Genomic DNA, 13,770 nt, shown 5'->3' on the forward strand with positions numbered 1-13,770 from the left:
TTCGTAATTCGTAATTCGTAATTAGAATTTTGGAATTTTTGTTTGTAAACCCACAGCTTCGTTGATGGAATTTAATCCGCTTTGTTCTAGCTTGGAAAGTAAACCAGCTAGAATTCGGCGTACCATCATTGGCCCTTCGTAAATCCAGCCTGTATAAACCTGAATCAAGCTAGCACCAGCAGTAATTTTTTCCCAAGCATCTTCAGCAGAAAAAATACCACCAACACCAATAATTGGGATTTGTCCTTGAGTTTGCTGCCAAATAAAACGAATTACCTCAGTGGAGCGATCGCGCAATGGTTCACCGCTAATTCCGCCTGCTTCATCCTGGGGTGATTTGCCTGTTTGGTCAATCGCCTGGGTTTTGAGTCGATCGCGGCTGATGGTTGTATTAGTGGCGATAATTCCCGCCAGTTGGTAAGTTTTAGCAAGAGTTATGATGTCAGCGATCGCAACCCAATCTAAATCTGGCGCTATCTTGACAAAAATTGGTTTATGTGCCCTATTTTCTTGTTGTAATAAATCTAAAATGGCACTGAGCATAGAAGCATCTTGGAGCGATCGTAACCCTGGTGTATTGGGAGAAGAGACATTAACAACAAAATAGTCTCCCAAATTCTTGAGTAAACGAAAACTATCGAGATAATCCTGTGCAGCTGCTTCTAGGGGAGTTATCTTAGATTTACCCAAATTTATCCCTATGGGTATCGATCGGGTAAGCTCATGCTTTTCTTGTGCCAAACGTGCCGCCATTGCTACTGCACCACTGTTATTAAAGCCCATCCGATTGAGAGCAGCTTTATCCAACGGTAGGCGAAACAAACGGGGACGCGGATTTCCTGGCTGTGCGTGAAAGGTTACAGTTCCTACTTCTGCAAAGCCAAAACCCAAGTTAGACCAAATGCCCGCAGCGACTCCATCCTTATCGAAGCCAGCCGCTAACCCTACGGGATTTGGGAAGTTTAGCCCAAACAAATTTTGTTCTAGACGCGAATCGTACAAACATAAAGATTTTTGTAAGCGTTGGTTTGCCCAACTAGCAGGGGTTTTTGATAGCCAGCTAAAACTGCGAATTGTCTGCTGGTGTAACCACTCCGAATCGGTTTTTACCACATTGAACAAAAGCGGACGAATAGCAAGTTGATAAATATCCATTTCAATCTTTACACTACGCGAATTCGATAGACTGCTGCGCTTCCTCTCTAGCTTGTCGGAGTTCCTCTCTAGCTTGCTGGAGTTCTTCTCTAGCTTGTCGGAGTTCCTCTTTATACTGCCGCGCTTCCTCTTTACTTTGTCGGAGTTCTTCTTTAGATCGCCGCATTTTTTCAGCAGTTTTCCTGACTTCTTCAGCAAGGGATCGGGTTTCTTCAGCAGAATTTCTCATTTCTTCAGCAAGCTGTCGCTGCTCCTCTTGTGATAACCTGACATCTTCAGCAGACTCTCGCTCCTTCTCTTGCAAGAGCCTGCTATCTTCAGCAGACTCTCGTTTTTCCTCTGAGACTTGTCGCTGCTCTTCTTGAGCATCGGACGCAGATTCACCCATTTCCTTCGCACTCCATAATGTAACTTTCAGCTACCTGTTAGCTATAACTTTCAGCAAACACCTGTGGCGATATTAGTCAAGGTGCTTTTCTGGGCATCTTATATATTACAAGTTATGTTAACCAAGAAATCAGATGGGGCAGCCACAAAAACCTATAGCCGCCGAACAGCAAATCCTCTCTTTGGGGCGCGTCCTCCAGAGTCTCAGAGAAGAAGATGATGTTGACGTTCTGATTGAAACTACTATTTCTTATCTCAAGGAAGAGTTTGACTACAAACTGATTTGGATTGCTCTTTACGATCGCCTGAATCACATATTATTTGGCAAAGGAGGCATCACACCCGATCGCGACATGAGCTTTTTACGCCAAAGAGTTGTTCTCAGTCCTGGGGATTTATTAGAGCAAGTAGTAATTGAACAGCATCCTTTAGGCGTAGCTGATTTGCAAACTGAAATCCGCGCCGCCGAATGGCGAAAAGTTGCCGAAAAATTCCACATCCAGGGAACGATTATTTTACCGGTTCGCTACAAAGACCGTTGCTTGGGCTTGGTATTACTGGGTTCAGAACGCTGGGGCTACCTACTGACAGCAGAAACAAAAGCACGTTTGATGATGGTTTTAGGTGAACTGGGGGCAGTGCTTTATCAAAATGAGATGCATAAGCACCAAAAGCAAACCAGGCGAACTGACGAGCCATTATTAGAATTGCTAGAAAATTTACGCACCCTCAGTAACCTGAATCAAAGACTTGAAACAGCGGTGCAAGCAACTCATAAATTTGTCTCCCCCAGCCGGACAAATGTTTACTGGTTTGAGCGCGAAGGGCGCTACTTTTGGTGTCGAATGAGCAATCAGCTGGTCAAAATGGATCGCAATTCTAGCAGTCAGCAAGCAGCGGGAATGACTGTACAGGACTTGAGCGATTTTTATTATGCTTTGGCAGTTAACCAAATAGTCTCCATTGGTGATGCCCGCAGTTCTTTAAAAAGCCATTTTACAGCAAAATTGTTGCAACGCTTGCAGGTGCGATCGCTTTTGGCAGCTCCGATTTTCTGGCAAAAGAACTTAGTCGGTTTTCTGGCGGTGGAAAGCAACGAACCTCGTATCTGGACAGACACAGACAAAAATTTTGTCCAGGGTGTTGCTGGTTTAATTTCTCTAGTTGTACCTACCGAAAGCATGGAAGGTACAATTAAACAGATTCAAGAAGATGCTCAACTGACTAGCCAAGTTGCTCAAGGTATCTATAGCGAACATGACCTTCAGGTAACTTTACACAGTTGTGCTAAAAGAGTTTTAGCTCGATTAGGTGCTACCCGCTTTTTGCTGTTGCAGTACGACGCCGAGCAGAAGAATTATCAATTTACTTACCAAAGTCAGCCCCAAAATCGTCGACCGTTGACATTTACTCTTCATACTCTCAAAGAATTAGATGGGCAGCTTTTGCAAGGTTTAACACAGGCGGTGGAAATTGAGAACTTAGATGAAGATTTACGCTTTTTTAACTGGCGACCCTTGTTATTAGAGAATAATGTGCGATCGCTGCTTGTTTGTAAATGTACTCACGAGCATATACCAGCAGCACTTTTGGTAATTACTCATGAAAGCCATCGTTCTTGGACAACTCTAGAAAAAGAATTGCTGTGGGCTGTCAGTCAACAGATTGGTGTAATTGTTCGTCAGTGGCAATTACATAACCGCACTACCCAGCAGCAAAAAACTTCCCAGGCTTTTGAGCAATGCTTACGCATCCTGACACAATCCCAGAACAGCATTGAGGTCGAAAAAAAGCATTTAGAACGTACAGCACTCGAACAAATAGCCTCAATTTTGGGCTGTCCCCTAGCGCTAATGCTATCTTGGGCACCTGGTGAAAGTCGCGCAGAAATTATTCCTGGAGTGATTGACAATAGCCAATTTGGGATTTTTTCTGATGTATCTATTTCTATCCAGGCTGAAGCCTTAATTCAGTGGGCACTTGTTACGGAGAATTATCTGACTTTGAAGGTGGATAATTTACCTCCAGAAACCCGGAAATGGTTGAATGTTCCAGAAAAAAGTCAAATTTTGGTAATGGCATTACGTACAACTGCTGATTATGAAACTACAGGTGTAGTATTGCTAGTAGACTATCAAGAGCGTCGCTGGTCAGAACAAAACCTCAGTGCAACAGCAACTCTGATTTATCAATTAGCTTGGTGGCGTCGTGAAAAGCAAATTACCCGACTTTTAGAATCCACAACCGAAGAATTACGACAACTCAACTGGTACAAACATCGTCGTCTAGAGGAAATTCAAAGAATAACGGCCCATTCCCTGAAACAAATACACGATTTGGGCATTCCTGCTAATGAGTTGACTCAGATGCGCTACCAGCTATTGCTGCGGCAGTTAGACCATACAGCCACCTCCATGAGTGGAATGCTAAAACTCGAACACTGGCAGCTACATATTAGTTGGGAAACTATGCCCATAGCCAGTTTACTGAAGCGATCGCTCGAACGGATTGAAAATTTACTCAAACAACAAAAGCTGTGGATTGGTGTACATGGTTTGGGACAACCAATTGACGAGCAAGAAGTACCCAAGAATTCTTCATTAGTTAGAGGCGTTCCTCCCTCCAGCGCTCAATCTGCAATGGCGATCGCTGGTGATATTGTCAAAATTGAATTAGTGATCCATGAATTATTGGTTACTGCCTGTAACCGTTCTCAAACCGGTAGCAGAATTGATATTTGGTGTCGCCGTTTAGATGCGTCAAAACCCTTAGATATAAAATATTCTTCTTCTACAACTGGAGGGGCTGAACATCAGACATCTTTAGAATTATCAATCACATATAACGGTGCGATCGAACCACAGCTACTCACGGAACTAGATGATAATACACCGAAAGATGTGCTTGTTCCTTCCAACCTCGACCAACCACCAGCTTTACATCTGGCGATCTGCCAAAACCTCATGCAAGAACTAGGAGGAGAGTTGAATTTCTATCAGTTACCAGATAATCGGGTAGTCAGTCGCTTGTTGTTGCCGTTAGCTATTCATGATTCTTAGTGCAGCTTTGCCTAAAATCGCGGCAAATTGAATGTTGAAATTTAAACGCAGATGCGCTTCACATTACCCCAGGGAAGAGTAGTACAAATGCACTGTGGTTAATTATTTTACTTGTACGAGAACTGCTATAACTACAAGCTTTAACAATTTGTCTTTGTCACTGTCAAGGCTAATTAAACGTAAATATAAAATTATATTGGCAATTATCTTAACTATTTTGTATAGATTTACTGAGTCTATCAAGAGTTAAACAGGTAGCTTTTAGTAACTTGAATATCTACGAAAAAACGTGACATTTTTGAAAATAGTGGTTAACATATAACTTGATAAAATGCCGATAAACACTATTATTAATTTTATTCAGAGAAAAATAATTATCTGGATAGCTTTTGCCAAATCAAGTTTGATATTAATTGTTTCTATTGGAAATATTATTAAACTGCAATTTTTTAAAAATTAATTTTTCAGGATTTAATTACTATCTGAGTATTCGAATAATCTTTAATATCTTGCATAAATGATTAAATATAAAATAAAACTTTGGAATTACATATTGCATTTGCAGATTTAATTTAATTTTTATGTTGATGTTGTAATACTAATACTAGCTTGAGTATACATTTTTTAGTTAATAAGATGGAATCAGTGTATCAAATTCTAACTGTCGGTTTATGGATTCTTAGTTTGCAAACAAGAGAATTCTATGGATGCTATAAAATATTTCTAATAATCAATAGGATTAAATGTCAACTCTTAAGTTACCGCTTTGAGGAAGACCAATATAGAATTTATATGCTTGGAGGAATCATCAATGAGCTTTAGATACTTCAAGCATTGGTTTAAATTTGGTTCAATCCGAAGCATTATTGTTTTGGCTCTAATATCAATTCCTAACTTATATACTGCATCTGCTCAGATTACTCCAAAAGGGGGAATTGACTGGATTTTAGTCGTAGATACTTCTGCTTCTATGCGTGGTGTAGGTGGAACAAAAAATATTTTTGAACCAGTCAAAAATTCTATTACTGAATTTGTTAATACGGCCAGATTAGGCGACACAGTGACTATTTATAGCTTTGATCGAGATGTCACTCTAAATGCTAATGATATCACTATTAACAGTAACCCAGACAGAGGTAAACTCAAGCAAATAATTAGCTCTCTTAAAGCCGAGGGTGTGCGTACTCATACAGGTAAGGCTGTGCAAAAGGCTTTGCAACATTCTGCTCTGTTAAATAAACGTGCTGACGCTCTTGGTCGTACTGTGAGTATCGTATTTATGACAGATGGATTAGAAGATGTGCGTGGTATTCCTAATCCTGATTCTATTCCTGGTAATACCCAATTTCTACGTGAACAACAATGCAAGCCTTACATATTTTTTGTGTCTTTAGGATTAAAAGAACACGAAAAGCAACTAAATGACTTTGCTAGTAATCCAGCGCTTTGTGGCAAGGGTAAAGTACTGCGAGATCCTGGAGGAGTTCAGCTAAATCAACTGGCTCAAAATATCAGACCAGTGCTGATTACACCCAAGCTTAATGTAAATTTACCTACTACAAATTTGCCGTCCGTATTACCGGGAACAACTACTGAACCACTCAATATTAATGGCATAAGTAATGTTAATGCTAAGGTAAGTTTGCAACTAGAAGACCCTCAGCAAAGTGGTATTCGCTTAATTTCACCCGATCGCACCATCGACTTAGCTGCTAATCAAGCAAAAGTAATTCCTGTGCGTTTACAGATACCACCGGAGGCAAAGGGGGGCGCTAGTAGCTTGCGCTTGGTGTTAATCAGCACAGATCAAGCGATCGCACCAATTAAAATTGACTTACCTGTAACCATTCAGTCACAACTACAAATACAACCGACAAAGATAGATTTTGGCTCAATAGAAGCAGGGAAAACTACTGAAACCCAAACTTTTGTAGTTCGCAGCAATATATCTGGAACAGCTAGCTTACAACTGCAAGGCAATTTCAAAGATATTTCTATCGCAGAACTTTCAGCAGCCATATCCTTACAACCAGGAGAAACTAAAATTCCTGTGCAGTTGCAGATTACTGATAGTAGTTTTGCAGGCGATCGCACTTTCACTTTAGTCCTAACCCCAGATAGCTCAATTGCTACTCCTGTCAGTGCGGAAGTCCGTCTGTATATTTTGATGCAATTATGGCGAAAAATAGTTATTTGGTTGCTCTTACTGCTATTGGTGTTGTTAATTGCCCTGATAGTAGTTTGTTTGATTCAACGCAAAACCCCCTTGGAATTAGTCGAAGATTTCCGCAACCGTAAACGCTTAGAAGGAGCGTTAGTAGTGCTAGAACCACTGCCACAATCATCGGAAGACGAAGAGATTAGTCTCACTCACCTACAAAAGGTTAGAGTATGCCTGAGTGATTTGGTACCAGCCATTGCTGCGACAAATTCTGATGCCGAGTTAGTCACAGTTTGGCGGTTAGGCAAAAAGAATATAGATTTACGGTGTTTGAAAGGTGTAATTTTTGTCAATACTAAAAATATAAATACAGATGAACTCTTCAACGAGGACATCATCCAGATTGGCAACGTTAAACTGCAATTTAACTGGATTGAACACCAAAGACCCTCTGAGCCAGGCAGTGGGCAGACAAACTTTTGAATAATATCACAGGAAAGTGAATGTTAAGTCCCACGGTTGTGCGTCCCACGGTTGTTTTTCGTCCTACCGTTGTTATCGGGCTAGGAGGAACGGGTTATGAAGTCGTACTCAAACTTAAAAAGCGATTTATAGATATTTACGGTTCAGTTCCAGAAGTTATTCGTTTTATTTCTATTGATACTACTGAAAATATCCAAGAACGAGAAAAATCACCTGATGGAACTAAGGTTATCTTAGAACCTAATGAACTTTATGCAATTTCTGTCGCAAATCCCCTACCGTTAACACGTAACGACCACATCGCTGAATGGTGGCCTAGGGATATTTCCGCAGCCAGCCTAATCAGTGGCGCTGGACAGATTCGGGCCCGGGGACGGCTCGCCTTATTTGCGAAAGTCGGCGATATTGACGCTTTAATTGCTCAAGCCATCAATACTGTCCGCGAAATTCGCACTAGTAAACAAGCATTTTCAGAGAACTTTCAAGTTTCCAGCCGGGATGGTGTCGAAGTTTTTATTGTTGGCAGTTTGGCTGGTGGGACGGGCAGTGGCACATTCTTAGATACGGCTTTTTTAACACGAGAACATCTGAATAATTTTTCTAATATTACAGGCGTATTTGTTTTACCCAGAGTGTTTGCCAATATTCCCCAAACTCACTTGGTGAAGTCTAATGCCTATGGCGCTCTCAAGGAAATCGAACACTTTTGGGGATTGTCACCCTCTAATAGCATTGAGATTGATTATGGCACCAAAAAAATCAAAGCCGATCGCCCTCCCTTTGATGCTGTATTTTTGATTGACGGGGTTAATAAAAATGGAACTGTAGTCGGTCGTCCAGACGATTTGCAAAATTTAGTTGCAGATGGTTTGTATATCCAAATTGGTTCTCAAATCGGTTTAGACGCTGCTAACGTTGCTGATAATATTCGCGCTTATCTGGCAACTGGTGAAAAAGTTCGAGGACGCAATATCAATTATTGTAGTTTCGGCTTTGCTACCCTAACTCTGCCAGTACAGCAATATGAGCGGATGAAATTAGAAGATGCTCAAAGTTTGCTGAAGAATGAGTTGATGGCATCTACCGCAACAATCGATTTAGAAAGCGACATCACCCGTTTTTTGGAAGATTGCAAGTTAGCAGAAGCGACTACTCTCCTGAATGCGTTGACTGAAAGCGATCGCGGCGGACAGATGAAACCCGAATTTAGAATTGGCGAAATCCGTCAGGATCGCACAGCTTTACCGACAATCAAAGAACTCTATAAACGGCAGCTGGATCAATTTGAACAACGGACGGCTCAAGAACTGGGATTGAGTTTTTATCGCTTAGAGCAGACTGCATCTGCTGCGATCGCAACTTTCTGGGAACGCGGTCTTAACCGTCCCAATGGGCTAGCTTATGTTTTGGAATTTTTGAGCAAACTTTCCCAAAAATTAGACGAATTACAGCAAAGTGTGCAGCAAAAATCGCAAGAGGCGCAATCCAGTTTCAATGCTTTGAAATTAGAAGCTCAGGAAGAAAAAATTAAAGAAGCCGCAGAAACTTGGTTCCCAAATAAAAACACGATCCAAGCAGCTTGTCAGAGATACAAAGAACGGGCTGACCAAAAGTGGAAAACTTATTTACATTGGAAACGGTGTGATAAAGCGGCTGAACTCTATGGTGTACTACGGGCTAAGGTAGAGCAAATCCAAGAAAAGTGTCAGCGTTTACACAGCAACTTAGATAAAGTTTACCGAGATATAGAACAGAGTTATCACGAGGTCAATCGTCAAGGAAGTAACGATAATCCCTTTATTCACACCATTCAGCGCATCAATATCCAATCGAAACGTCCCAAAGTTACTGGCGAAGATTTTATCCGTTGGCATCGAGAACAGTCTCAAACTTTAACGAATTGGTCTGAGAAAAAAGCTGAAGATGTCAAGAACGAAATTCTGAAATTTGTAAATGAAGCTTACTATCCTCTCACCAGTATGACTGTTGAGCAGGTTTTAGCAGATAGCAATCCCGAAGATGCGGGGCAAGATTTGCAACAACTTGGCAAACTTGCAGTTCCTCTGTGGCAGTATGAAGTCTCGGAAATTCCCATTCAACAGCAGCACTTAATCACAGAATTTTATTACTACGGAGTAGAGAGCAACAACACAATTTTTAGCGATCCACCTCTTTCTAATCGCTTGCCTAAAGGAAATAATAATCCTTCTTTTGTACCGACAGGCGAACCCCATAAAGTGATGCTGTTTCGGGTGGAAGTCGGTGTTCCCTTATTTGCTTTCAACGGAATGAGGGAACTGGAGTCAGCTTACCTAGATCCGAATAAAGTCTTCAAGCACTTACATCGCAATTGGACAAACTTAGCTAATTTAATTCCTCCAGAAGATGATGGTGGGGCGTTGCGTTGGTTTGCATTAGCGCTAGCACCCGATCCTTATAAATTGGTTGTCAATCAGAGTAAAAAATATTTTGTTTCTACAGAACAAGCGAAAAGATTAGAGGGCGGAGTTTTGCCATTGGGAGGCGATCGCAAATCAGCATTTAAAGCTTTCAAAAGTAACTTGCCTTTAGTCAAGGAAATTGCTAACAAAGTTGAGCAGATTACCCACGAAGACCAAGACAAAGCCAAATCTACTTTGCAAAACTACATCAATCACCTCAATCAGGTTTTAAAGGGAGGCAAGGTTGATGCCCAGATTCAAGAACAGGTAGAAATGGAAATCCAGGAAATTGAAGCTTACCTGGAAGATTTAGATGTGATTATTTAGCCCTATAGTTTGCACTCTGAGAGTGTCCCCATGCCAAAACCAACTATTTTACTTGCACTCGATCCTCACAGTGCCGCTTTTTGTACAGCCATTAAACGGCAACTGCAAAAATTTCCAGCCGATCAAACCTGTTTAATCCAAACTTATAATTTAACTTGGGATGGTCAAACTTTTGGCTTTAGTGGCGAGTTAGATCAGTTTGCTGACACGAGTTTTGAGCTGGCTCAAACTCATAGTAAACAAGCTTATGTTTCCAAAATTCGTACCCAGTTCAGTGAAGCGACTGGCGAACTGCAAACTGCACTGATCGAATTATTGAAAACGGCTAGTCAATCCAAAGAAGCGATCGCAGCGAAACGTCAAGGAGTAGAAATCAGCAGCAGTCATCGAGTATATCTGATGCTTTCAGGCAGCAATCAATTTGCTAGGGGAATAGTTTTTGACATAGTACGCTTGATTCGTTGGCTATTTTCTAAGTACTTTACAGATATTCCTTACAGCTTAGAAGCTTTATTGCTATTACCAGGGTTATTTACCCAAGCCACAACTGCTGATTACGGTGCTGCTTATGCCTTCCTGAAAGAATTAGATTACAAAATGATCAGTGGCGTTGTAATTACAGGTGCCCAAAAAGTACCACCTTTTGATAACTGCTGGCTGATGGACGAGCGAATTGGGGGACTGAAGGATAATTTGCCTAGCTATGCTGATGCTTTGGCAGGTTTTCTCACCGTGGAACCGGAAACCAACGGCTTATTGCTTGGCGCACAAAAAGTGCGGGGAAAAATACCCGCTTATAGTTCATTTGGTTATGGAGAATTGTTTTTCGCAGGAGAAACAACTATTAACCGTTTGAGTGCTGGCTTTGCTGCCGATATTATCATCGAGCAGTTTTTACCGAAGGCAGAATTCACTCCCGAAGCAAGTCGCAAATGCCTATTAGATGCTAAAGGATTTGTTCTCAGCGAAGATTTCAGTAATGCTTTTCTGCAATTAGAACGAGACAACGGCAAACCAGTTTGGCAAGATTTTAATCCGCGTATTGACATCCATGCTGGCATGGCGCGGGAATATGGGATGGAATTGCAACGTGCTTATCGGCAGTTTGAAAATAAAGAGCTACTTTCTTATAAGCGCACGTTAGAAAAATGTTGTAAACAACTACAAGGAAACCTCACCAGCTTTTTAGATCGCAGCATAAATAGCTATATTGATGCTACACCTAGAGGCTTACATGAAGGAGTTAGGCTATTAAACATATTGACCTTTTTGTATTTGGAACTGCAAACGGATGCCATTGGCGATCAATCCCAAAATCTGGTTACAGAACTACGTGCGGCTGAAGCATTTCTCGACTCAAGATTGCAGGTAACAATTGATCGAGAAGAGACTCAAAAGCTGCTCAACCAAGTTCTATCCTTAAAATTGCGGCAACAACAATTACAAGATGGTTTAGCTGAAAGAAAATCTGAAGAACAACTGCAAGAGTTACAAATAACTCAGAAACAGCTAGAAATAGCAGTTGCTGACTATCGTCAAGCGTTAAATGCCGAAATCGAAAAAGCTCGACAAATTCGCTTTATGGCGATCACTCGCGCTCGTGAACAAGCTGAAGCTGCGCTCGTTGTAGCTCAGAACCACTTAACAGCCATTGAAAATCAACTCGAAAAAGCCACAGATAACTTAGATGAACTGCTAACGGAAGAAAACCGTTTTCGTTCACAGTATTTGATCGTTTATCCTACCTTGGTTACTGGTGCTTTATTAGCCTTGCTGGTTCTGACCGGAATTTTCAGTCAATCAACACTATGGCTATTTTTACAAAAATTTTGGGCTAACTTAGTTAGTTATCTGCTTTGGACTGCGGTATCAATTTTGACTTACTTAGGTATAGTTTGGCTCAAGTACAGCACTAATATTCGCGATCGCATTCAGAAGGTTCAGAAACAAATTAAACGGTTAGAAAGCACTATTAAAGCAACCGCCGTCGAATTACGTCGCAGCTATAACGAACAATTAAAGTTAGAGTACGATTTATACGCCCAAAATCTCCGTGTCGAGGCGTTAAATTATTTGATTAAAACAGCTAAACAAAGAACTGAAACCTTACGTCAAAGTCTGTCCGATTTCTCTGAGATATACAATAATTTGGTTGCTCAACGCGATCGAGCTACCACAAAGTTCTCCGAAACTCGGCTCACGGTTCTAACTGATGCGGATATTGATACTTATTACCAAAGTTTTCTTTCCACATTACCAACTGAAAAGTTTACTCAGGAACAGGTTAGCCGTTCTCAATCGTGGAAAATTTCTGCTGAAGAATTTCAGAATAAACTTATACCCTTTGCTCGCCAGCAGTTTGAGCAATTGGGTAATTTGTCTATTGGCGAAGTATTAAAGCAATCAGATTTAATTGCCGCCAATACAGCTAATTTGCGTTTGAATCAACTTTATGATAGCGCTAATTTGTTACTACGAATTCAAGATATTGACACTAACTTAAACCCAACTTCTCAACGGGAGATTACCCTCTGGGTAGGAGCAAAAGATAAAGAACAAATTTTTGCGTTTTACAGCCGATTTAGTCGTAGTTTAACCGCTTTGGTAGCTGAAGATGAGCAACGGTTGTGTATTTTGACTCGTTCCTTGGGCTTTCCGGCTTATTTTCTCAGCCAAATTGAGTATTATCGAGACTGCTATGAACGGACTCAGAGCGAACAAATCGATGAAGACGAAAACATTCCTGATTTAATCCCAGAAGAAATTGGTTCTGGTAGAGAGTTAAAACTAGCTTATCAAACTTTGCTGTTAGCGATCGCTCTTCGGCTACTATCCCAGAATTCTCAAGGTGATTATCAATTTAACGGTCGGTCACTTGGTAAAGACCGAGAACAAATTACTTTAGCTTTAGCAACTGAGTTCACCTTTCAGGAACTCTATGGAGACTTAGAAGAACGTATCGAAACATTTGAAGGTGATTTTATTTACCATAAATTACAGGAATTCGGAACATCTGCCTCATCTTTAAATCCATACGAACGTAAGCTTTTAGATCGTCTGCTTTCAGACTATAACCCTCTGAATTAGGCATTCAATCACCTTTTTTACTTCTCTGGAAATTGAATATAGACTTAATCCCAGCCCCTAAAGGACTTCTAGTTAAAAAATATCCCATCCCTGCGGGGCACTCCGCTAACGTAGAGGCGCAAGGTCTTATACCTCCAGTCAGATATTGAGTCAGAGATTCAATCAATGCATTCCCAGTTTCGGACTGGGAAGGAGAAAAGTCTTATCAAGCTAGGTTTTTAGGACTTGCGTGTACACCGTAGCTTTTTAAGGGGGACTAAGGAGAATCTTGGGATTGTGCATCTTAAGCAAACCGCATTGATACCAATCCGACTTCGACAATTGGTACAGGCGATCGTTGCTTGATTTTACAGTGACTTGCTTGCTCATCAAAGGATGCTCTGGCACCAACATCACTTATATGAACTTATATGAACTCCTCTCTACTGAATTTGTGAACTTTTCCCTACGGAATCCTTACGTAAATTCCAATTAAAAAACGCTCTTTTTTACTTTAGCTTTACAAGAAACTAGTGGATGCACGATTAGTATAAATATGTAACCAATTGAACGCGCACTGAGCTTAATAACTAAATTATTTACACGGTTATTACTTATATAAAACTGCGCTGATGGTAAATAAAAATTAGTCCTGAAATAGAAGATTTCTTCTACATAAGACAAACATGGC

The 13,770-nt window shown here is 40.8% G+C and carries 6 protein-coding genes; 4 read left to right on the plus strand and 2 right to left on the minus strand.

Going from position 1 to position 13,770, the window contains the following annotated elements:
- Nucleotides 1–21 precede the first annotated feature (21 nt).
- Both RMY64_RS03830 and RMY64_RS03835 read right to left on the minus strand, forming a co-directional pair.
- Complete coding sequence (locus tag RMY64_RS03830; protein ID WP_322699352.1) at nt 22–1,155, minus strand: quinone-dependent dihydroorotate dehydrogenase; 1,134 nt, start codon at nt 1,153–1,155, stop codon at nt 22–24.
- A gap of 13 nt (nt 1,156–1,168) precedes the next feature.
- Complete coding sequence (locus RMY64_RS03835) at nt 1,169–1,543, minus strand: hypothetical protein (protein WP_322683159.1); 375 nt, start codon at nt 1,541–1,543, stop codon at nt 1,169–1,171.
- Nucleotides 1,544–1,676: 133 nt separating this feature from the next.
- On the opposite strand from RMY64_RS03835, the gene RMY64_RS03840 reads away from it, so the two are divergent.
- The 4 genes from RMY64_RS03840 (at nt 1,677) to RMY64_RS03855 (ending at nt 13,100) form a co-directional block, all read left to right on the plus strand.
- On the plus strand, nt 1,677–4,601 hold the full coding sequence (locus tag RMY64_RS03840) for a GAF domain-containing protein (RefSeq protein WP_322672551.1): 2,925 nt from the start codon (nt 1,677–1,679) through the stop codon (nt 4,599–4,601).
- A gap of 811 nt (nt 4,602–5,412) precedes the next feature.
- Entirely contained in the window at nt 5,413–7,245 is a 1,833-nt protein-coding gene (locus RMY64_RS03845; protein ID WP_322672552.1) for a vWA domain-containing protein, read from the plus strand.
- 20 nt (nt 7,246–7,265) lie between these two features.
- Complete coding sequence (locus RMY64_RS03850) at nt 7,266–10,013, plus strand: tubulin-like doman-containing protein (protein WP_322672553.1); 2,748 nt, start codon at nt 7,266–7,268, stop codon at nt 10,011–10,013.
- Nucleotides 10,014–10,043: 30 nt separating this feature from the next.
- A complete protein-coding gene (locus tag RMY64_RS03855) occupies nt 10,044–13,100 on the plus strand; it encodes a hypothetical protein (protein ID WP_322699353.1) in 3,057 nt (1,018 codons plus the stop codon).
- The last annotated feature ends 670 nt before the right edge of the window (nt 13,101–13,770 follow it).

The organism is Nostoc sp. DedQUE08 (assembly GCF_034530895.1).
Classification (GTDB): Bacteria; Cyanobacteriota; Cyanobacteriia; order Cyanobacteriales; family Nostocaceae; genus Nostoc.